The sequence below is a fragment of the Streptomyces sp. NPDC058534 genome (genome assembly GCF_042717365.1).
GTDB lineage: Bacteria > Actinomycetota > Actinomycetes > Streptomycetales > Streptomycetaceae > Streptomyces.
The window spans coordinates 197,172-218,234 of record NZ_JBHXNW010000001.1 but is presented as its reverse complement, the minus strand read 5'-3'; the positions used below and the strand labels follow the sequence as shown (position 1 = coordinate 218,234).

Here is a 21,063-nt window from a genome sequence, read left to right as displayed (position 1 = left end):
GCTGCGGCGCCGTAGCCGTCCCGCTCACTGGCCGAGGTCGGCCAGCAGGTCGCCCAGCACTGTCTCCTCCTCGATGCGCACGCCGAGTTCGGTGAGGGCCGCGGCCAGTTCCGGGTCCCACGCCGCGGTGGTCGGCGTGCCGGTCAGGGGCGAGGCCAGGGGGGTGTCGGCGACCGCGGTGCGGTAGTCGGCGGCCACGTAGCGCCAGGGGCGCCAGGGGACGCGGCGCAGCAGGGCGGAGGCGATACGAAGGCCGCCCCAGTCGAAGTCGCCGTGATAGCGCAGCGTGGTTCCGTGGGCGTGCAGGTGGCGCAGCAGGGTGAGGGCGGCGGCCGAGGGCTGGCCCTGGAGGCAGACCAGGGGCGGGCAGGACGCGCCCAGGGTGTCGGCCGCGGTGGCCAGGACGGCCGGGTTCTCGCAGACGTACGTGGTTCCGGGTGCTGTGCGCGGCGGGTGCCAGGTGAGCTGCCGTAGCGTCAGGGCCGCGGGTTCGCCCTCGTCGGCCGACCAGTCGAGGGCGGGGGAACCGCGCAGGCCCAGGGTCAGGACCGTGGAGGACAGGGCGTCCCTGAGAAGCCCGGCCGACGCCCATGCCTCGCGGCGCCACTCGGCTCCGCTGCCCTCCGGGAAGCCGGTCAGCGTGCGGACGCCGGACAGGACGAGGGTGGCGAGCGGGGTGCCGTCGTCGAGGGCGTGGGCGTCGCCGAAGGTGCCGGCGGCGAAGGCGGGAAGGGTCACGGCGGGCCCGGCCGGCAGCCGGCACAGGGCCTTGGCTGTGTCGCCCAGCAGGCTCTTCGCCGCCTGCGGGGTGCGGGCGAGCCGGCGCACGAGGCCGTCCGCACGCAGCCGCTCGGCCCAGTCGCCCAGGTCGGGCCTGTGGGTGTGGACGAGTTCGTCGAGCGGGGCGTACGCGTCCCGCCAGGCGCGCTCCTCCCGCTCCCGTACGTCGGCCAGCCGGGCGACGGGTCCGGTGAGGGCGGTGACGGCTGCGGCCAGGCCGTCGGGGCTGACGCCGGAGCGGCGCAGGACGGCGTCCACGGTGTCGAGACGGACGCTCAGCGCGTGTCCGGCGCCGGGGGCGCGGCCCAGCAGCCGTTCGGCGGCGGTCCGTTGCCCGGCGGTGGGGGCGCCCAGGGTGACCGGGCCGGTGAGGGGTTCGTCCCGTGCCATACGCCGGCGGACGCGATGGACCAGCCAGGCGAGGTCGGGGCCGCCGAGCAACCGGGTCAGACGTTCGCGGTCGACGGGTGCCACGGGCTGCCGGCGGGTGTCCCCGAGCCCGCCCGTGTGCCCGAGCCCGCCCGTGTGCCCGAGCTCGGTCGTATCCCCCCGCTCGCTCATGTCCACACCGTGTCCTCGCTCTCGGCCGTGTCCGCAGGTGCCCGCGAGCCGGTCTGTGCCGGGATGCCGCTCGTCGGGCGACCTGGTTCGCTGCCCCTGCCCCGGGCGGTGCCGTCCCACTCCCAGCGGGTCACCAGGACGGCCGGGATCTCGTCGACGCGGGAGAGCTGGACGATGGCGATACCGGGGACCTGCGGGTAGCAGGCCCATTCGCGTTCGGACGTCATCACCACGTCCAGGTCGAAGGCGTGCAGCAGGCCGAGGCACTTGGCGCGGGAGTCGTCGTCGACCCCGGCGAACGCCTCGTCCAGGGTGACCAGCCGCGGGGCATCGGGCGCGGCCGTGGCGTAGTGCGAGGAGGCCGCGGCGAACAACGGCACGCTCACGGCCAGGACGCGCTCGCCACCGGAGGCGGGGCCTGTGGCGGGAACCCATTTTCCGTGCTGGTGCCGCTCGACGCCGAACTCGTGCCAGGCGCGGTGGTCGAGGGCCGCGGTGAGCACCTCCAGCCAGCTGCCGGCCGTGTCGTCGGCCTGTCGGCGGGCGATCTCGGTCTGCAGGAACTCGCCGACCGCCGCCCGGTCCTCGGCCGTCCAGGCGTCGGCGGACTGCCGCAGCCGCTCGCGGACCTGGGCGAGCCCGGCCGGGGCCTTGCGCGAGGGGCGCCACACCAGGCGCAGCCTCATACCCGTGGAGGTGGGCCGTTCCTCCAGTTCGGCGTTCATGGCCCGCACCTGACGCTCGGCGGTGCCGATCAGCTCTTGCAAGGTGCCTGCGACCTCGGTGAGCAGATGGGTTTCGAGGATCTCGCGCTCGTGCGCGGACAGGATGCGGGTCAGCTCGGCGACCTCCGCGGCGAGGGCCTCGGCGAGTTCGGGGACGGCCCGCTCGCGGCCCTGGTAGACGATCTCGACAACCATGCCGTCCTCGACCATCCGGGCCGAGGCGCTGTGGCCGCCGCGGGAGAGGGCGTCCTGGAGCTTCTTGTACTCCTCGCTGAGCCGCTTCTGCACCCGCTCCCAGGCGCCGTCGGAGTCGTCCGTGCCGGACAGTTCGGCCTCGATGTTGCGGGCGAGGACGACGGCCGGGGTGGCGGCCCACGGCCCGGCGTCGAGCGGGGGTACGGCGGTCTCCGGCAGGGCGACGGACAGCAGGCCGGTGTTCGCGAACCGCTGGAGGGCGGCGATGGCCTCGGCGCGGGCCGCGGTCGCCTCGCGTACGTCCACCTCCAGGCGTTCGATGTGCCCCTGGGCGAGGTGGGCGCGCCGGTCCGCGGTGGTGTGGTCCTCGCGGGCCCGCCGCTGGTCGCCGGCGCAAGCGGCCAGCGCGTCGGCGGTGTCTGCGAGGCGTCGCTGGAGTTCCGCGACGGCGGTGCCGACGGTGGAGCGCAACGTGGCGTGGCGTTCCTCCGCGGCGGCGGTGAACCGGGCGGACTCCTCCGCACGCAGGGACAGTTCGGCCACCCGGGAGTCGGCCCGCTCGGTCTCGGCGCGCTCGTCGGCCAGCGCGCGCGCCGCGTCGACCCGTTCCCGCAGGGCGGGCCACAGGGCGGCGAGAACGGCGGTGTAGTCGGCCAGGGCCTGGCGGACGGCGGCCAGACCCGCCCGGCCCGCGGGCAGGTTCACCGCTGCGGCGGTCTCGGCGAGTTCGGTGGCGGCCTCGGCCTCCTGCCGGGCCACCGCCGCCAGTTCGGCCGCGCGTTCCTCGCGCCGGGCACGGGCCCGGTGCGCGGCGTCCGCGGCGGCGGCGGCGAGGGCGTGCGCATGGCGCAGGGCGGCGTCGTCGGGGACTGCGGCCAGCTCGGCGTCCAGGGTGCCGCGCCGCCGCTTCACGACGGCGCGCTCGGCATCGAGTCGGCTCATGTCGCCCGCCAGTTCGGTGAGTTCGTCGCGCAGGGCGGCGATCCGGGCGCGGCGCGCCTCCTCGCGGGCGCCCTCGCCGACGTACACGGCCGCCGGTTTCGACCAGCTGCCGGTCAGCGCGCCGACCCGGAAGCGGCCGTCGGCCGCCACCCAGGTGTCACCGGAGCCGCCGGAGCCGAGGCCCACGGCCGTCAGCAGCCGGGTCACGGCCTCCTCGCCCACCGCCAGTGCCCGTGCGTGGCCGTGGTCGACGGCGGGCCGCAGCGTGTCGGCGAGCGTGGGGCCGTTCAGGGGGGCGCCCGGCGACAGCAGAATGTCGTGGCCGTTCTCGTGGACGGCGGTGCCGTCCGGGCGCACCCAGGCGTCCAGCAGCCCTGAGGCTTCCAGTGCGGCCTCCAGACTCGCCCGTTCGCCAGCCGGGACGTGCTCGTGGAAGTCGACCAGCCGCCACAGTGGTGCGCCGGGCGCCTGCTCGCGGACGCCGGGCGTACGGGTGTGGGGTGCCGCCGGCCGGCGCTGGCCGCCCGCCTCCAGTTCGGCCAGCTCCCCCTCGGCCTCGGCGCGCCGGGCCCGAAGCGAGGCGCGTTCCTGTCCGAGAGCGGCCGTACGGTCGGCCAGGTGGGCCGCCCGCTCGCGGTGCACCTCACCCGCCCGTTCCCTCGCCGGATACGGCCCCTGACAGTGTGCCGTCCAGTCCTGCACGGCATCCAACAGCCCTGCCGGACCGGCGACGGCCAGCTCCTGGCAGCCGTCCAGATGCGCGCGGACGCGGGCCACGAGGTCCCGGCCCGCCTCGGCGGCCCGCTCCTCGGCCTCGGCCTGTCGCCCGGCGGTGTGGCCCACCTCGGTCTCTGCCTCGTCCAGCCGGCATGCGGCGCCACGGCGTTCGGCGGCGGCCTCGGCGGCGCGGGCCGCCAGCTCCTCCACGTGCTCGATGGTGCGGCGCCTGCGGGCCAACGACTCCCCGGCCGTACGCCGCAGTTCGGCCTCCGGCACACCGTCGGTGCGCAGTTCGCGGTCGAGACGGGCCGCCGCTGCCGCCTCCCGCTCGCGGGTGAGTGTGTCCGCGACCTGCTTCTCGGCCGCGTCGAGGCGTCGCCGGGCGGTTTCCAGGCGGCCGAGTGCCCGGGAGCGGGCCTGGGCCGCCTCGTCCCGGTCGGCCTGGGTGCGGGCCAGTTCCCCGGCGGTGCGGCGGGCGTCGGCCGCCGCCTGCTCCAGCTCCCGGGCGCTGCGCATCTCGGGGCCTTCGCGCAGGGCCGCCTCCTGCGCCTTCAGGCGGGTGGCGGTCTCCTCCAGCTCGGCGACCCGCTCGGCGGCCTCCTCCCGGTCCCGCTCGGCCTCCTCCCGCTCGGCGCGAGCCTGGGCCAGATCGCGGTGCAGCTGCTCGTAGCGGGCGTGCTCGCTGCGCGGCAGCCGGGCCCGGCGCCTGGTCGCGACGCGGGCGTAGCGGCGGTAGTGGTCCAGGAACGCGGAGGCGGCCCGCTCCGCCTCGGCGGCGGCCCGCAGCTCCTCCTTCTCCTCGTCCAGGGACCGGAACGCCTCGGCCACGTCCGCGACCACCGCCTGGTCCATCGGCGGCAGCGCCTCGGTCAGCGCCCGGGACAGGGCGGTCTCGTTGGGCCGCTTCGACAGCTGCGGCTGGCGCAGCTGGATGAGCAGGTCGACCAGAGCGGCGTAGCGTCGCTCCCCGAGGCCGAACAGCGCCTCGTCGACCGCCCTGCGGTACGCCGATGCCGTGTCGTACACCATGCCGCGTCCGGCGACCGCCTCAGCGAGCCGGTCCCGCGACAGCGCGGTGCCGGTGGCGTCCAGCAGGCTCAGCTCCTCACCGATGCGCTGGTCGGTGACCGCGTACCAGTGGCGGGCGATGCCACGGCCCGCGACCGCCTTCAGCCCGCAGGCGAGCGTGCGGAAGCGGGCCTGCCCGGTGTCGGTGTCGACGCGGCCGAACTCGATCCAGGTGTAGCCGAGCCTCTCGGGGTGCGGGTGCTCCCCTCCGAGCAGCAGGTTCCACTCCATCCGCTTGCCCGGGTCGGCGTCCGGCTCCACGCGGCGCGCCGACAGGTCGCCGTCGAGGAGGAAGGGGAGGGTGAGGGCCAGGACCTTGGACTTGCCGGTGCCGTTGTTGCCGCGCAGCAGCAGCCGGCCGTCGCGGAACCAGAACTCCTCGGTGTCGTAGTAGAAGAGGTCGACCAGGCCGATGCGCAGGGGTCGCCAGCGGCCGGGGGCGGGCTGGGGCAGGGCGGTCACGGCTGTGGAGCCTTTCGCTGGGAGGTCTTTCCTCGGGGGGTACGTTCGCCCGGCTCTGCTACGACGGTCTCCCCGACCGCGTACCGGGCGAGCGCGGGCAGCGGAGCCACGCCGTCGGGCGTGCGGGTGACCAGGGCGAGCGCGGTCAGCTTGGCCAGGGCCTGCTCGACCAGCTCCCCTTCCGCGCCGGGCTGCTTGGCGCTCTTGGACCAGAACCCGCCGTGCTCGACGGCCAGTTCCCGCAGCCGGTGTTCCAGCTCTTGGCGGCTCACCTCTCCGCCCGCCGCCGCGAGGTGCTCGGCGAGGAGCAGGGTGACGTGCCCGTGGGTGCCCTGTTCGGGCATCCGTACGTCGGTGAGGTCGTCGTGGGGGTCGACCATGGCGATGCCCTCGGCCCGTACCTCCGCCACCAGACCGGTCAGTTCGCCTACTCGGGCGGTGAGGAAGGCGCGCTGGCGGGTCAGGTAGGCGAGCTCCTCGTCGCTCAGCTCGTCGTAGTACAGCACCGGGTCGTCGAGGAGGCGGCGGGTGAGTCTCTGGCGGATCGCCCGGAACCGCAGCTCGTCGCTGTCCAGGGCGCTCTCCGCGGTGAGCAGGGCCAGCCGCTCCTCGAACGCCTCGGCGGTGATCGTCGACGGGCCGTGGCCGGCGGCGAGCAGTCCGGCCAGGACGCGGCGCTGGATGTCGTAGAGCACGTCGCCCGTCCCGCTGACGTAGGCGTCCTCCTCCCCGGCCACCCGCCGCAGTACGCCCTGGCGCAGCAGCAGCCGCACGACGGCGGCGAGGTCCAGGCGCTCGTCGCGCCGCTCCAGCGTGAACTCCACCCCGGCGGCGGACAGTTGCGGATCGGCGGCATCCAGCACCACTTGTTCGGCGAGGCGGCCGAGCGCGATCTGCGCCTCCCCGCGCTCCAGCGCGGCGAGCGCCAGGCACAGCAGTACGTAGCGGCGGCGGGTGAACGGCGCACCGGCGCGGGACGCCTCGCGCGCCGGGTGGGTGGCGTCGGCCAGGGTACCGGGCACCTTGCGCAGCCGGGCGGCCTCCGCGTCCACCCGCAGCGACCAGCCGGTGTTGCGGTCGAACCAGTCGCTCAGCTCGGCGGCGTACTGCCTGACCAGGCGGTAGGCGTCGGCGTCCGGGCCGTGCGCGAGCAGCAGCGGCTCCTTCAGCAGGGCGCGTGCGGCCTTGTGGAACTCGGCGGTGCGCCGGCCGTCCAGAACCTCGCCCAGGGGTGTGGTCATCGGGCCTCCCGTACGGGGGTGCCGGTGGTGAGGGCGATGATCTCGACGAGGTGATCGGGGCCACGGAACACCCCGCCCAGGGTGCGGATCTCGGCCGCCGTACCGTCCGTCAGCGCGGTCAGCCGGATCTCCATCGTGCCGTCGTTGCTGGTGGCGGCGGTCGTCGTCATGCCGGGCCGCCAGGTGGCCAGGGCGTCGCCGAGCAGCCGCAGGAACAGGCCGAAGGCCACCGGGTCCAGCTCTCCCAGCGCGGACAGCCGGGTGATACCGTCCGTCGCCAGCCGGGCGCGGGCGGCGTTGATCTCCTCCGCCTGCTTGGCGGCGATCTCGGCGAGCTGCCGCCGCTGTTCGGAGCGGTCCTGCACCCTGCGGGGTTTGCCACGCCGTTCGTAGCTGCCAGTGCGGCGCAGTTGCGGGCTGATCCGCAGCGGCTCGGCCTCGCCCCACGAGGTAGACGCGGCCACCGGGCGGGCCGCGCGGTCGGCGAGGGTGTCGGCGTCGACGCTGAGATGCCGGGCGTGGTACAGACCGAACGCGGCGCGCCACAGGCGGTGCCGCGCCGCGTCGTCGGGGGCCTCGGCGAACCAGCGGGCCAGGGCACGGAAGTCCGCCGACCGGTCCGAACGCCCCGCCCGCCGCTCGTTCAATTGCCTTACGACTGCGAGGAGTTGCGGGATTGCCCCAAGGGCGCGACCGCGCAACAGCCGGGCCTGGGACTCACGGCCGTCGGCGGACACGAACCAGGCGGAAAGGCCCACCCACTTCGCCGCCCACCGGGCCTGCCCCCGCGCCTCGGCGCTCTCCGCCTCGTCCGGGGCGGCGTCGGCCGCCTCCCGCACCGCCGCCAGCCGCAGCAGCACACCGATCCGGCCCTGCTCCTCCAACTCGCCGATGAGCAGGGCGATCCGCCCGCCGAGGGTGATCAGGTCCTGGATGAACCGCTCCAGGTACTGGATCAGCCGGTCCTTGTAGGCGAGGAACACCTCGACCTCGACGCCATGCAGGTCGATGGTGCGCTGCAGCGATCCCATGAACGCCCGGGCGTTCTCCGCCAGTGCCTCGAACCGGCCGGTCAGTGTGGACAGCGCCAGGTGGGCCTTGGCCGGATCCGGTTCGTCCTCGGCGGCGATCACGAGCAGGGCGCGCATCTGCGTGACGATGTCGTGCAGCGCCACCGCCTGCAGCGCGCCGCGCCGCCCCAGCGCCTCGTCGTACGCGGACAGCGCCTGCTCGGCCGCCTCGCCGGCCTGCGTGAGCTGGTAGATGAACCGCTTGCGGTAGAAGTCCTCGACCGCGGTGACCCGGGAGGTGTCCGGGTCCGCCCGCAGATTGCCCCACCCGACGAGGCTGTCCAGCGCCTTGACGACGGCGTCCGGGTCGGCGGGGCGGTGCTCCGGCGGCAGCGCGGCGTGCACGTCCTCGGGCCGCAGATGCACCGCGAACCGCTCCTTGGCCGCCAGGAACACGCGCATCACCTGGCGGTAGAGGACGGCGTTGGGCGCGGTGAGGTGGGCGAAGGGAGCGTACGAGGTCGCTGTGGAGGACTCCGCGGCTACGGCGGCCTCGGCGGGGCGGACGCGGTCCGGTTCGGCAGGGCGTGACGTCATCGTCCTGGCATTCTTCCCGATGAGACCCCCGCAGCGGCAATTTCGGCCGCATCCTTGCGCTGGGCTGCTCGGACGAGTAACGCACACCACGAGACATACTTGATCATGTATATTGACATACGACACTGTATACATAAGGGGGCGCCATGAGCCGTACCGTGATCGATCTCGACGACGAGGCACTGGAGGACGCCGCCAAGGAGCTCGGCACCACGACCAAGCGCGACACCATCAACACCGCCCTGCGGGAGGTCACCGCCCGCTACCGGCGACTGCGCGCCCTCGGAGAAGCCCGCGAACTGGTCGCAGAAGGCGCCCTGGACATCGACATCCTCCTTGACAAGAGCACGTACCGGCCCACCGGTGGGCCGGAAGGCGTCAGCGACGCAGGAGCGGACGAGTGACCGTCGCCGACTACCTGATCGACACCTCCGCCCTCGCCCGCGTCCTCCTCGGCCGGACCACGGCCGAGTGGGACGACAGGATCGCAGCGGGGCTCGTCGCCCTGTGCGACATCACCGAACTGGAAGTCCTCTACTCAGCCCGCTCGGCGGCGGACCGGGAGCGTGTGAAGCGCACGTTGAACGCTCACTACGCCTGGTGCCCCGTGCCCGACGGCATCTATCGACGCGCACGCGTCGTCCAGGAACTGCTCACCGCCAAGGGCGAGCACCGCAGTGCCGGTCCCGTCGACCTGCTGATCGCCGCCGCCGCGGAAGAAGCGGGGCTGACTCTGCTTCACTACGACCGCGACTTCGAGACGATCGCCCGTACGACCGGACAGCCCGTACGGATGATCGACCTCAGGGACTGAGAAGCGCCGCCCGGCACGTGGTGAGCGGGCACCGGGCCCGCACCCCCTTCACAGCCCGTACCGGTCGAGGATGCTCATCAGCTTGCGCCGGCGTCTCAGTTCCGCCCGCAGGCCGGCGAGATACACGGTGAACGCCTCCTGCGTCCCCAGCGCACGATGGCAGTCACGGGCACGCAGCAGCAGCCGCGCCACGTGCTCGTAGGCACGGTCGCCGGTCGGTTCCTTCCTCCGCTCGACCAGCCGCAGGTAGACCGCGAGCGCCTCGGCCGGACGCGTCTCGCGCGACAGGTCGGCGAGTTGTTCCCACTGCCGGTCGTCAGCGAGACCGGCGGCCTCGCGCCAGGCGGCGTCCACATCGCCGTCATCAAGCAGCGCGTCGATCAACACGGGCCCGCCGTACCAGCCGCCGCGCTCACTACGGACGTCTTCCCTCAGAGCGGCCAGCGCGGCCACGCGCTCGGTCTCCCAGCACTCCGCCGCCTGAGCGGCAGAGCGCAACTGCTGGTAGGCGGCCAGGGACCGCTCGGCACGGAACCGGTCCCGGCGCACGCCGACCACGTCAACCGGCCGCCCCGCCTGCGCGTAACGGGCACACACGTAGTCGACGAGGCGACCGTCGATGTACGTCTCGGCGGCGCGGTCCCGAATTCCGCGCTCCGCCCACGTGAGCGCCTCGTCCACGCGGCCCGCCGATTCGAGCTCCTCGGCGATGCGCAGATGCGTGGCACCGGACGGGTCGAGGTTCTGCGCGTACAGAGCGACCAACGCGTCGACGTCGCCCTCCGCCTCGACCAGGCGCTCCATCAGATACCGCTCCGCCCAGCCGGACGGCCTGCGCCGCCGCGCCTCGGCCGCCAACTGCCGCAGTCGGGCCAGCCCGCTCGACCCCAGCACCTCGGCGTAGTCGAGCGGGTCCAGGTCCGTCACGTCGTTGCCGTCGCCGAGCACCTGCCCGACCAGCCACTCGGCCAGGTGCTCCGGATCGGTACACGCAACCGCGCACGCTTCCAGATGGACCTCAGCCACCGCGGCGGCGGCCTCCCCCACCACCCCGTCGGAGTCGTCGATCTCCCCGTACGCCTCCCCCAGCACCCGGATCGCCTCCTCGGCCAGACCGACCGCCTGCGCCGCCCGGCCGTCGGCGGTCAGGGCGCACAGCGCGGCCGCCGCCTCCGCCACCTGCTGCGCATACCCCGGGGCATCGGCGTACTCGTACCGGGCGAAAGGCCGCAGATCGATCAGCGCCAGGACCCGCTCGCGGACCGTACCGAGATCGGAGCAAGCGGCGGCCGCCCGCAGCTCCAGGCGCCGACGCAGCCCACGGTCCTCGGCGATCTGCTCCCGCACCAGCGCCAGGAGTTCGTCCCGGGACAGTGCCGTGAGCCACGCTTCCAGGCCGGATGCTCGTGCCCGTGCGGCGGCCCGCTGATGCGGGATCGTCTTCGCCCGCCGCAGCACGGTGAGCCCCACCGCCACACAGTGCTTGCAGAAGTTCCCCTCCTGCCCGTAGGGGCAGTCACACCATCCCGAGGGGGGGCTGTCATCCCCGCCAAGGGTGAGCTCCACCTCGTAGACATCCGTACCGTGCACCACGGCGGTGACCGAGCTCTCCCCCACCTCCAGACCGCTCACCGCGTCCAGATACCCCAGCCCCCGCTCGAAGGAGCGAGCCCCGGCCACCGCCCGCAGATCGTCCTCGCCGAACCCCACCACTTTCCGTGCCACACCGGTATTCAACCGCGGATCGACTGCTCTCGGAGGCCCGACGGCCCTACCGTCCACGTGCGCGGCAGCATGCGAGCAATAGCGCGGGCGTGTTTGTGGCAGGTTCCGCTGGTACCACTCCGACATCGAAGTCGGCCCCACCCACGGCGGGCAGACAGCAACTGGCCCGCCCCCCTGACGGGTTCAGAACCCTTCCCGCGCGCCGCGAGGGGAGGTGATCCCCAGCCGGCCACCGTCCTGGGGTCCAGGAGCGCCGACAGCATGCACGGGCGTGGCCGGCCGGCGGATCACGCGGCCGGTGAAGTCCGGGGCCGGTGTGGCCGTGCGCGCACGGGGGGGGACATCACTGTTGGCTATGCCCGCAACCTCTCCCACACAGACATACGTCGGCTCGCCCCCGCTTTGCCGCGACCGCGGGAGCATCACCGCAGCTCACAGCCCCAAGGACAACCGCAGACCCAGGCGTCTACCCAAGTAACGCCCAACGGGGTCACTCCGTAGGGCGAAAGTCCCTCACGCGGGCACCCGAAGAGACGTTTCCGCAAGTCAGAACGTTTCCGTGACCTGCGCATCGTGGGGCGGGTGGGACTCGAACCCACGGCCGACGGATTATGAGTCCGCTGCTCTAACCGGCTGAGCTACCGCCCCGTAACGGCGTGTCGCGTACGTTGTGCGCGCCGTCTGCCGCAGCATAGCCGCTCATACGATCTCCTGCCTCGGATGGTCGGCTGCCGCGACGCCTTCATGACCTTGAGGACTCCGCGGCGTGCCGCGTGGTTCCCGGGACATGGAAGGAGACATGAAAAAGGACCCCTGAGGGGTCCTCGTTCACCGTGCTCCCCCGACTGGACTCGAACCAGTAACCTGCCGGTTAACAGCCGGCTGCTCTGCCAATTGAGCTACGGAGGACCGAGCTCCTCGGACTGGACTCGAACCAGTAACCTGCCGGTTAACAGCCGGCTGCTCTGCCAATTGAGCTACCGAGGAAAGTCTCGTGTCGCATCGAACGCGTCGGCCTGGGTATTCGCCAGGGGGCGCGCGCTCGCTGCGACACATACATTAGCGCAAGCAGGGGGGTGCTCCGCCAATCGGTACTCTCCGGCACCTCGGAGCCAGCGAAGAGAAGGGTGGCAGCCATGCGTTACCGGCTCACGTTCGTCGTCGGACTAGCGGTGGGTTACGTGCTCGGCACGAAGGCCGGGCGGGAGCGTTACGAGCAGTTGCGGAAGTCCGCGCGGCAGGTCGCGCAGAACCCGGCGGTGCGCAACACCGCCGAGTCGGCGGCCCAGCAGGGCAGGCACTTCGCCGACAAGGCGTACCACGTGGTGAGCGACAAGGTGGGTGACCGGATGCCCGACTCGGTGGCCCAGCGGGTCCGCTCCCTGCGCGAACGCAGCGCGAACGGCGCAGGCCCGGACGACTGGGGCACCAGCAACACCTGAGGCTCCTGTCACCACCGTGCCCCCACCGGGTACGGACACCGCTCCCCGTGCGGCAGAATTTCGGGCATGGGGATAGTCGCCGGGTTGGACAGTTCGCCCGATTTCACTCGTATCGTCGTCTGCGATTCGGACACGGGCGCCGTGCTGCGCCAGGGCTACGCGCCGCACCCGCTGGAGAGCCCCGAGGGCGGAGGCCGGCCCGCAGACGTCGATCCGCAGGCCTGGCTGCTGTCCCTCGGGGAGGCGGCCGGCGGCGGGCTGCTCGAAGGCGTGCAGGCCATCGGCGTGTCGGCGCAGGCCAACTCCGTGGTGCCGCTGGACGCGCAGGGCAACACGGTGCGCCCGGCCATGGTGGGCGGGGACAAGCGCGCACAGGTGGCCGCGGCCGATCTGATCGACGGGCTCGGCGGTCGTGAGGCGTGGGCGCAGGCCGTGGGCTCGGTGCCGCAGGCCGCGCAGCCGGTGACGAAGCTGCGCTGGCTGGCGCGGAACGAGCCGGACGCCGCCGCGCGCACCGCCGTCCTGCTCCAGGCCCACGACTGGCTGGTGTGGCAGTTGCTCGGGCGGCCGACGAGACGGACCACCGACCGGGGCGGGGCCTCCGGGACCGGCTACTGGTCTGCGGCAAGCGGCGGTTACCGACCCGATCTGGTCGAGCTGGCGCTCGGGCACCAGGTGATGCTGCCGGAGGTGATCGGCCCGGCCGAGGCCGCCGGTACGACACCGGAGGGGCTGCTGATCTCCGCCGGTACCGGCGAGACCCAGGCCGCCGCCTTCGGGCTCGGCATCGGGCTGGGCGACGCGGTGGTGTCGCTGGGCGCGTCCGGGTCCGTGATGGCCGTGCACACCGAGCCGCTCGTCGACCAGTCCGGGATGATCACCGCCCTCGCGGACGCCACCGGCATGCACCTGCCGGTCGTCACCACCCTGAACGCCGTACGGACCCTGCGCGGTGCCGCCGAGCTGCTCGGCGTGCCGGACCTGGAGAGCCTGTCCGAGCTGGCGATGAAGTCGACGCCCGGCGCGCACGGGCTGGTGCTGCTCCCCTATCTGGAGGGTGAGCGGACGCCGAACCTGCCGCACACCGCCGGCACCCTCGCGGGCCTCAGGCGCGAGTCGATGCGGCCGGAGCACCTGGCGCGGGCCGCGTTCGAGGGGATGCTGTGCGGTCTGGGCGACGCCCTCGACGTGCTGCGCGGCCGGGGCGTGGAGGTGCGCCGGGTGTTCCTGCTGGGCGCGGCGGCCGAGCTGCCGGCCGTGCAGGCGTCGGCGCCCGCGCTGTTCGGGACGCAGGTCGTCGTGCCGCAGCCCGCGGACTACGCGGCGATCGGGTCGGCGCGGCAGGCGGCCTGGGCGCTGGGCGCGTCCCAGGGCTCGCTGGACCCGCGCACCCCGCCCGTCTGGCAGGGCGCGGTGGCCCAGGTGCTGGAGCCGGGCGAGGAGCTGGCGGTGGGGCAGGCCGTGCGGCAGCAGTTCGTCTCGGTGCGCGAGCAGACCCATCCGGGCGCGCTGCGCACCTGAGGCGGGCGCGCCGCGTACCTGACGCGGGGCGCGCCGCGTACCTGAAGCGGGCGCGCTGCGTACCTGAAGCGGGGCGCCCTGGCGCTCGTAGGCCGGAATTTGCCGCGCTCTTGGGTTAATCGGTTGAGGTAACGCCGGTCGAGTGTCCGACGATAGGGGCCAGGGGCAACCACCCGCCCCCCGTCGCCGACCCGAGAGACCCAGCGTGCTCATACGACTCCTGCGGACCTACCTCAGCCCCTACAAGAAACCCATCGCCCTGCTGGTGGCGCTGCAGTTCCTGCAGACCTGCGCGTCGCTGTACCTGCCGACCCTGAACGCGGACATCATCGACAACGGTGTCGTGAAGGGGGAATCGGGCTACATCCTGAGCTACGGCGCCCTGATGATCGGCATCTCCCTCGCCCAGGTGGTGTGCAACATCGGCGCCGTCTACTACGGCGCGCGTACGGCGGCCGCCCTCGGCCGGGACGTGCGGGGTGCCGTCTTCGACCGGGTGCAGTCCTTCTCGGCGCGTGAGCTGGGCGACTTCGGCGCGCCCTCGCTGATCACCCGGACGACCAACGACGTGCAGCAGGTCCAGATGCTGGCCCTGATGACGTTCACGCTGATGGTGTCGGCGCCCATCATGTGCGTCGGCGGCATCGTGATGGCGCTCGGTCTGGACGTGCCGCTGACCGGGGTGCTGGTCGCGGTCGTGCCGGTGCTGGCGGTCTGCGTCACGCTGATCGTGCGGCGGCTGCGCCCGCTGTTCCGGGCGATGCAGGTGCGGCTGGACACGGTCAACCGGGTGCTGCGCGAGCAGATCACCGGCAACCGCGTGATCCGGGCCTTCGTGCGGGACGAGTACGAGCAGCAGCGTTTCCGGAAGGCCAACACCGACCTCACCGAGGTGGCGCTGGGCACCGGCAACCTGCTCGCGCTGATGTTCCCGGTGGTGATGACGGTGGTGAACCTGTCGTCGATCGCCGTGGTGTGGTTCGGCGCCCACCGGATCGACAGCGGCGGGATGCAGATCGGCGACCTGACCGCGTTCCTCGCCTATCTGATGCAGATCGTCATGTCCGTGATGATGGCCACCTTCATGTTCATGATGGTGCCGCGCGCGGAGGTGTGCGCCGAGCGCATCCAGGAGGTCCTGGACACCGAGAGCAGCGTGGTGCCGCCCCTCGCGCCGGTCACCGAGCTGCGCCGGCACGGGCATCTGGAGATCCGCGGGGCGGGCTTCCGCTATCCCGGGGCCGAGGAGCCGGTGCTCAGGAACATCGAGCTGGTCGCCAGGCCGGGCGAGACGACCGCCGTCATCGGCTCGACCGGCAGCGGCAAGTCGACCCTGCTCGGGCTGGTCCCCCGGCTCTTCGACGCCACCGACGGGGCGGTGCTGGTCGACGGGGTGGACGTACGGACCGTCGATCCGAAGGTGCTGGCCCGGATCGTGGGGATGGTGCCGCAGAAGCCGTACCTCTTCGCGGGCACCGTGGCGACCAATCTCCGGTACGGCAACCCGGACGCCACGGACGAGGAGCTGTGGCACGCCCTTGAGGTGGCGCAGGCCAGGGAGTTCGTCACCGAGCTGGAGGGCGGTCTTGACGCGCCGGTCGCGCAGGGCGGCACCAACGTGTCGGGCGGCCAGCGGCAGCGGCTCGCCATCGCCCGGACGCTGGTCCAGCGCCCGGAGATCTACCTCTTCGACGACTCCTTCTCCGCGCTCGACTACGCCACCGACGCGGCGCTGCGGGCCGAGCTGGGCCGGGAGACGGCCGAGGCGACCGTGGTGATCGTCGCGCAGCGGGTGGCGACCATCCGGGACGCGGACCGGATCGTGGTGCTGGACGAGGGGCGGGTGGTCGGCGTGGGCCGGCACCACGAGCTGATGACGGACAACGAGACCTACCGGGAGATCGTGCTCTCCCAGCTGACGGAAGCGGAGGCCGCCTGATGGCCGGGCCTGCGGGTCGCATGATGGCCGGGGGCGGCCCCGACCAGCGTTCGATGGACTTCAAGGGGTCGGGCAAGCGGCTCGTCGCGCGGTTCCGGCCGGAGCGGGCGACCCTCTTCACGCTGCTGGGCTGCGTGGTCGTCAGCGTCGGCCTCAACGTGGTCGGGCCGAAGATCCTCGGCCGGGCCACCGACCTGGTCTTCGCGGGCATCGTCGGGCGGGACATGCCGTCCGGCGCCACGAAGGAACAGGTGCTGGACAGCATGCGGGAGCGCGGTGAGGGCAACGTCGCCGACATGCTCCGCAGCACCGACTTCACCCCGGGCCAGGGCATCGACTTCCACGCCGTGGGCCAGGTGCTGCTGCTGGCGCTGGCCGTGTTCGCGGTGGCCGGGCTGCTGATGGCGGTGGCCACCCGGCTGGTGAACCGGGCGGTCAACCGCACCATGTTCCGGCTGCGCGAGGACGTGCAGACGAAGCTGTCGCGGATGCCGCTGTCGTACTTCGACAAGCGGCAGCGCGGCGAGGTGCTGAGCCGCGCGACCAACGACATCGACAACATCGGGCAGACGCTCCAGCAGTCGATGGGCCAGCTGATCAACTCGCTGCTCACGATCATCGGCGTGCTGGCGATGATGTTCTACGTCTCCTGGATCCTCGCGCTGGTCGCGCTGGTGACCGTGCCGCTGTCGTTCGTGGTGGCCACGCGGGTCGGCAAGCGGTCGCAGCCGCAGTTCGTGCGGCAGTGGCGTACGACGGGGCAGCTGAACGCGCACATCGAGGAGATGTACACCGGGCACGCGCTGGTGAAGGTGTTCGGGCGGCAGGAGGAGTCGGCGCAGCAGTTCGCCGAGCAGAACGAGGAGCTGTACGAGGCCGGGTTCAGGGCGCAGTTCAACAGCGGCATCATGCAGCCGCTGATGATGTTCGTGTCCAACCTGAACTACGTGCTGGTCGCGGTGGTGGGCGGCCTGCGGGTGGCCTCGGGTTCGCTGTCCATCGGTGACGTGCAGGCCTTCATCCAGTACTCCCGGCAGTTCTCCATGCCGCTGACGCAGGTCGCGTCGATGGCGAACCTGGTGCAGTCGGGCGTGGCCTCGGCGGAGCGGGTCTTCGAGCTGCTGGACGCCGAGGAGCAGTCGGCGGACCCGATCCCGGGTGCGAGGCCCGAGGACCTGCGCGGGCGGGTGGCGCTGGAGCAGGTGTCGTTCCGGTACGACCCGGAGAGGCCGCTGATCGAGGACCTGTCGCTGAAGGTGGAGCCGGGGCACACCGTCGCCATCGTCGGACCGACGGGGGCCGGCAAGACGACCCTGGTCAACCTGCTGATGCGGTTCTACGAGGTGTCCGGCGGGCGGATCACGCTGGACGGCGTGGACATCGCGAAGATGTCCCGGGACGAGCTGCGGGCCGGCATCGGCATGGTGCTCCAGGACACCTGGCTGTTCGGCGGCACCATCGCGGAGAACATCGCGTACGGGGCGGCGCGGGAGGTCACCCGCGGGGAGATCGAGGAGGCGGCGCGGGCCGCGCACGCCGACCGGTTCGTACGGACGCTGCCCGACGGCTACGACACGGTGATCGACGACGAGGGCGCGGGGGTGAGCGCCGGTGAGAAGCAGCTCATCACCATCGCGCGGGCGTTCCTGTCCGACCCGGTGATCCTGGTCCTCGACGAGGCGACGTCGTCGGTGGACACCCGTACCGAGGTGCTGATCCAGAAGGGGATGGCCAAACTGGCGCACGGGCGGACCTCGTTCGTGATCGCGCACCGGCTGTCCACGATCCGGGACGCGGACACGATCCTGGTGATGGAGAACGGGTCGATCGTCGAGCAGGGCGCTCACACGGCGCTGCTCGCGGCGGGCGGGGCGTACGCACGGCTGTACCGGGCGCAGTTCGCGCAGGCGGTGGCCGAGGTGGAGTAGCCCCCACGGGCCCCCACGGAGCCCCCACGGGCCCCCTCCGGGCCCCGCCGGGGCTCCGTGGGCGTCGTCCGGATGAGATCTACCCCCAACCACTTCATATTGGTAGGGAGCGGGACAATTCCCTTGTCCGGCCGACGCCCGCACACCGGAGCGAGGGGCCATGGCCACCACCACCGAGGGAACCGAGGGAGACGCCGACCGCCCGGCCGGACTGAAGGCCAACGCGATCGGCTTCGTCGACGCCCTGGTCATCGGACTCAACGCGACCTCACCGGCGTATTCGCTGGCGGCGGTCATCGGCCCCGTCGTCGCGCTGGTCGGGATCTACGCGCCGGGCGTGATGTTCGCGTCCTTCGTGCCGATGCTGCTGATCGCCTCCGCGTTCTACTACCTCAACAAGGTCGACCAGGACTGCGGGACGACCTTCTCGTGGGTCACCCGGGCCATGGGTCCGTGGTCCGGGTGGCTCGGCGGCTGGGCCATCGCCATGACCGGCGTGCTGGTCGTCGGCTCGCTCGCGGACGTCGCCGTCACCTTCGGGCTGCTCACCGTCGGGCTGGACAGCTGGGCGGAGAACGAGTTCGTGCGGCAGCTGCTCACCGTGCTGCTCATCCTGGTGATGACCGGGGTGTGCGTGATCGGCACCGAGCTGTCGGCCCGGGTGCAGAACGTGCTGATCCTGGCGCAGGTCGCCTGTCTGCTCGCCTTCGCGGTGGTGGCGCTGTACCGGGTCTACGCCGACACGGGCACCCTCGCCTCGGTCCGGCCGTCGGCCGAATGGCTCAACCCCTTCGGCTCCGGGGGCGCGCCCCTGACGGCGGCGCTGCTGCTGGGGGTGTTCATCTACTGGGGCTGGGAGTCGGCGGTCAACCTCACCGAGGAGATCAGGGACTCGGCCTCCGCTCCCGGCCGGGCCGCCGTGTGGTCGACGGTCGTGCTGCTGGTGACGTACGTGGCGGTCGGCTTCGCGGTGGTGGCGTACGCCGGGCCGCTGTTCCTCTCCGAGAACGCGGGGGAAGAGGAGTTCATCTTCGCGCTGCTGGCCGGTGAGGCCATGGGCGGCTGGGACTGGGTGGTGCTGCTCGCGGTGTCCACGTCCGCGCTGGCCTCGACCCAGACGACGATCATCCCCGCCTCGCGCACGGCGCTGTCCATGGCCCGCCGCCAGGCGCTGCCCGCCCGCTTCGGCCGCATCCACCCGCGCTACCGGACACCCCACGTGAGCACCTGGTGGGTGGCCGGGATCGCCATCGTCTGGTACCTCGTGGTCCGGCAGATCAGCGAGAACGCCCTCTTCGACTCGCTCACCGCGCTGTCGCTGCTGATCGCGTTCTACTACGCCCTGACGGGCATCGCCTGCGCGGTGTACTACCGGCGCCGGCTCACCGAGAGCCTGCGCAACCTGCTGCTGATCGGGCTGGGGCCGCTGGTCGGGGCGGGGCTGCTGATCTGGCTGCTGGTGGAGTCCGTGATCGACATGGCCGATCCCGCCAACTCCTACAGCGGGGTGTCCTGGCTGGGGCTCGGTCCCCCGCTGGTCATCGGCATCGGCATCGCCCTGGTCGGGGTGGTCGTGATGCTCGTGTGGCGGTTCGTGTCGCCCGCGTTCTGGTCGGAGCGGCCCGGTGTGGCCGGCCCCGAGCCCCTGAGGGACAAGGAGAGCTGAGATGTCGGTCGTCCTCGGGTACGACGAGTCGGCCGGCGCCGTGCGCGCGCTGCGGGTCGCGGTGGAGGTGTCGGCCGCGTTCGGCGAGCCCCTGGTGCTCGTCTACGGCGCCGCGGCCCCCGGGGCCATGGGCGAGGAGTACGGCTCCCACCACGAGGCGCTGGTGGAGGCGGGGCGGACGGCGCTCCGCCATGCCGTGGAGGCGGCCGACGAGGCGGGGGTGCCGACCACGGTCGAGATCATCGACGAGAAGCCCGCCCAGGCCCTGATCACCGCGGCCGCCCGGCACGCGGCGCGGGTGATCGTGGTGGGCAGCTGGGGCGAGAGCCCGATGCGCGGGGCCCTGCTGGGCTCCACCCCGCACAAGCTGCTGCACCTGTCCACGGTCCCGGTGCTGTGCGTGCCGACGGAGGAGTGAGGACCTTCGGCGGCCCGGCTCAGTCCAGGTAGCCGCGCAGCTGGTCCGCGTACGCGTGGTCGCGGAGTTTGTTGAGGGTCTTGGACTCGATCTGGCGTATCCGCTCCCGGGTCACGCCGAAGATGCGGCCTATCTCCTCCAGCGTGCGGGGCCGGCCGTCGACCAGGCCGTAGCGGAGCTGGACGACCTTGCGCTCGCGTTCGCCGAGGGTGGAGAGGACCGCCTCCAGGTGCTCGCGCAGCAGCAGGAAGGCGGCCGACTCGACGGGGCTGGCGGCGTCGCCGTCCTCGATCAGGTCACCGAGGGCGACGTCGTCCTCCTCGCCGACCGGGGCGTGCAGCGAGACCGGCTCCTGGGCGAGGCGCAGCACCTCGCCGACCCGCTCGGGCGCGAGGTCCAGGTGGTCGGCGACCTCCTGCGACGTCGGCTCGTAGCCGCGCTCCTGGAGCATCCGGCGCTGGGCGCGGACGACGCGGTTGATCAGCTCCACGACGTGGACCGGGACGCGGATGGTGCGGGCCTGGTCGGCCAGGGCACGGGACATGGCCTGCCGGATCCACCAGGTGGCGTAGGTGGAGAACTTGTAGCCGCGGGCGTAGTCGAACTTCTCCACGGCCCGGATCAGCCCCAGGTTCCCCTCCTGCACCAGGTCGAGCATGGTCAGCCCGCGCCCGACGTACCGCTTCGCCACCGACACGACGAGCCGCAGGTTCGCCTCGATCAGGCGGCGCTTGGCGACCCGGCCCAGGACGACGATCCGGTCCAGGTCGAGGGCGAGGCTGTTGTCCAGGTCGGGGGTGAGCCGCAGCCTCTCCTCGGCGAACAGCCCGGCCTCCACGCGCCGCGCCAGGTCGACCTCCTCGGCCGCGCTGAGCAGCGGGATCCGCCCGATCTCGCGGAGGTACTGCCGGAACAGGTCGGCGGAGGGCCCACCGGACTCGGTGCGGGTGGGCGGCGGCGGTTCGGCGGGCTCGGCGGGCTCGTTCTCCGGGGGCATCGCGACGAGGACCCCGCGCTTTGCGTTCGGCTCCGCGCCGTCGGTACTGGCGTCGGTCTGGGTGAGGGTCTGGGTCTGCACGGGGGCGACCTCCAGGGTGGACGCGGCCGGCGGGGGCCGGCGGCGGTACTTCGGGGGGCGGAGTCGGCTCGCTCGCCGCCGTCCGTCCCGTACGCCGTGAAACGGAACCGCGGGAACCGGGGACCCGCCGAAACGGATCGGCCACACTCCGAGGACTCAGGCACCGCCCCCAGTGTGGCGTACGGCACATCACCGCCACGAGGGGCGTGCGGTGACTTTTTGCGTCCGGGC

General features: G+C 72.7%; 14 protein-coding genes and 3 tRNA genes. 8 read left to right on the top strand and 9 right to left on the bottom strand.

What is annotated here, in order from left to right; genetic code table 11:
• Positions 1-24 precede the first annotated feature (24 nt).
• The 4 genes from ACFWR9_RS00905 to ACFWR9_RS00890 are packed head-to-tail and all read right to left on the bottom strand — an operon-like array spanning position 25 to position 8,301.
• On the bottom strand, positions 25-1,341 hold the full coding sequence (locus ACFWR9_RS00905) for a TIGR02679 family protein (protein WP_383833433.1): 1,317 nt from the start codon (positions 1,339-1,341) through the stop codon (positions 25-27).
• The gene (locus ACFWR9_RS00900) at positions 1,338-5,453 is read right to left on the bottom strand and encodes a TIGR02680 family protein (RefSeq protein WP_383833429.1); all 4,116 of its coding nucleotides are present in this window, start codon (positions 5,451-5,453) and stop codon (positions 1,338-1,340) included. Before ACFWR9_RS00900 ends, ACFWR9_RS00905 begins: the two co-directional genes overlap by 4 nt.
• A complete protein-coding gene (locus tag ACFWR9_RS00895; RefSeq protein WP_383833426.1) occupies positions 5,450-6,694 on the bottom strand; it encodes a TIGR02678 family protein in 1,245 nt (414 codons plus the stop codon). The genes ACFWR9_RS00900 and ACFWR9_RS00895 overlap by 4 nt, the downstream gene beginning before the upstream one ends.
• Positions 6,691-8,301 carry a TIGR02677 family protein gene (locus tag ACFWR9_RS00890; RefSeq protein ID WP_383833423.1) on the bottom strand — a complete coding sequence of 537 codons (1,611 nt, stop codon included), beginning with the start codon at positions 8,299-8,301 and terminating at the stop codon, positions 6,691-6,693. Before ACFWR9_RS00890 ends, ACFWR9_RS00895 begins: the two co-directional genes overlap by 4 nt.
• A gap of 146 nt (positions 8,302-8,447) precedes the next feature.
• On the opposite strand from ACFWR9_RS00890, the gene ACFWR9_RS00885 reads away from it, so the two are divergent.
• Entirely contained in the window at positions 8,448-8,705 is a 258-nt protein-coding gene (locus ACFWR9_RS00885; RefSeq protein ID WP_383833421.1) for a type II toxin-antitoxin system VapB family antitoxin, read from the top strand.
• Positions 8,702-9,115 (top strand): PIN domain nuclease, encoded by a 414-nt coding sequence (locus tag ACFWR9_RS00880; protein ID WP_383833418.1) that lies wholly within the window; start codon positions 8,702-8,704, stop codon positions 9,113-9,115. Before ACFWR9_RS00885 ends, ACFWR9_RS00880 begins: the two co-directional genes overlap by 4 nt.
• A 48-nt stretch (positions 9,116-9,163) precedes the next feature.
• On the opposite strand, the gene ACFWR9_RS00875 is transcribed toward ACFWR9_RS00880, so the two are convergent.
• The 4 genes from ACFWR9_RS00875 to ACFWR9_RS00860 form a co-directional block, all read right to left on the bottom strand.
• Positions 9,164-10,840 carry an SWIM zinc finger domain-containing protein gene (locus ACFWR9_RS00875; RefSeq protein WP_383833415.1) on the bottom strand — a complete coding sequence of 559 codons (1,677 nt, stop codon included), beginning with the start codon at positions 10,838-10,840 and terminating at the stop codon, positions 9,164-9,166.
• A gap of 574 nt (positions 10,841-11,414) precedes the next feature.
• Positions 11,415-11,488: transfer RNA gene (locus ACFWR9_RS00870), tRNA-Ile, on the bottom strand.
• A gap of 188 nt (positions 11,489-11,676) precedes the next feature.
• Positions 11,677-11,749, bottom strand: a tRNA-Asn gene (locus tag ACFWR9_RS00865).
• Between the two features lie 5 nt (positions 11,750-11,754).
• Positions 11,755-11,827: transfer RNA gene (locus ACFWR9_RS00860), tRNA-Asn, on the bottom strand.
• A 149-nt stretch (positions 11,828-11,976) separates the two neighbouring features.
• On the opposite strand from ACFWR9_RS00860, the gene ACFWR9_RS00855 reads away from it, so the two are divergent.
• From ACFWR9_RS00855 to ACFWR9_RS00830, 6 genes are all read left to right on the top strand, one after another.
• A complete protein-coding gene (locus ACFWR9_RS00855; protein ID WP_383833412.1) occupies positions 11,977-12,282 on the top strand; it encodes a YtxH domain-containing protein in 306 nt (101 codons plus the stop codon).
• Positions 12,283-12,348: 66 nt separating this feature from the next.
• Complete coding sequence (locus ACFWR9_RS00850; protein WP_383833409.1) at positions 12,349-13,803, top strand: FGGY-family carbohydrate kinase; 1,455 nt, start codon at positions 12,349-12,351, stop codon at positions 13,801-13,803.
• Positions 13,804-14,008: 205 nt separating this feature from the next.
• Positions 14,009-15,742 (top strand): ABC transporter ATP-binding protein, encoded by a 1,734-nt coding sequence (locus tag ACFWR9_RS00845; RefSeq protein WP_383833406.1) that lies wholly within the window; start codon positions 14,009-14,011, stop codon positions 15,740-15,742.
• Entirely contained in the window at positions 15,742-17,670 is a 1,929-nt protein-coding gene (locus ACFWR9_RS00840) for an ABC transporter ATP-binding protein (RefSeq protein ID WP_383833403.1), read from the top strand. The genes ACFWR9_RS00845 and ACFWR9_RS00840 overlap by 1 nt, the downstream gene beginning before the upstream one ends.
• A gap of 160 nt (positions 17,671-17,830) precedes the next feature.
• Entirely contained in the window at positions 17,831-19,336 is a 1,506-nt protein-coding gene (locus ACFWR9_RS00835) for an APC family permease (protein WP_383833400.1), read from the top strand.
• A gap of 1 nt (position 19,337) precedes the next feature.
• Complete coding sequence (locus ACFWR9_RS00830) at positions 19,338-19,754, top strand: universal stress protein (protein WP_383833396.1); 417 nt, start codon at positions 19,338-19,340, stop codon at positions 19,752-19,754.
• A 19-nt stretch (positions 19,755-19,773) separates the two neighbouring features.
• Here the strand turns inward: ACFWR9_RS00830 and ACFWR9_RS00825 are convergent, their stop codons facing one another.
• Positions 19,774-20,970, bottom strand: a complete 1,197-nt coding sequence (locus ACFWR9_RS00825; protein ID WP_383833544.1) for an RNA polymerase sigma factor — start codon at positions 20,968-20,970, stop codon at positions 19,774-19,776.
• Positions 20,971-21,063: the final 93 nt, after the last annotated feature.

Excerpts from the sequence above, each read along its gene's own strand:
- ACFWR9_RS00905 (WP_383833433.1), bottom strand. The coding sequence starts at position 1,341 with ATGAGCGAGCGGGGGGATACGACCGAGCTCGGGCACACGGGCGGGCTC.
- ACFWR9_RS00895 (WP_383833426.1), bottom strand. The coding sequence starts at position 6,694 with ATGACCACACCCCTGGGCGAGGTTCTGGACGGCCGGCGCACCGCCGAG.
- ACFWR9_RS00890 (WP_383833423.1), bottom strand. The coding sequence starts at position 8,301 with ATGACGTCACGCCCTGCCGAACCGGACCGCGTCCGCCCCGCCGAGGCC.
- ACFWR9_RS00885 (WP_383833421.1), top strand. The coding sequence starts at position 8,448 with ATGAGCCGTACCGTGATCGATCTCGACGACGAGGCACTGGAGGACGCC.
- ACFWR9_RS00855 (WP_383833412.1), top strand. The coding sequence starts at position 11,977 with ATGCGTTACCGGCTCACGTTCGTCGTCGGACTAGCGGTGGGTTACGTG.
- ACFWR9_RS00850 (WP_383833409.1), top strand. The coding sequence starts at position 12,349 with ATGGGGATAGTCGCCGGGTTGGACAGTTCGCCCGATTTCACTCGTATC.
- ACFWR9_RS00840 (WP_383833403.1), top strand. The coding sequence starts at position 15,742 with ATGGCCGGGCCTGCGGGTCGCATGATGGCCGGGGGCGGCCCCGACCAG.
- ACFWR9_RS00835 (WP_383833400.1), top strand. The coding sequence starts at position 17,831 with ATGGCCACCACCACCGAGGGAACCGAGGGAGACGCCGACCGCCCGGCC.
- ACFWR9_RS00830 (WP_383833396.1), top strand. The coding sequence starts at position 19,338 with ATGTCGGTCGTCCTCGGGTACGACGAGTCGGCCGGCGCCGTGCGCGCG.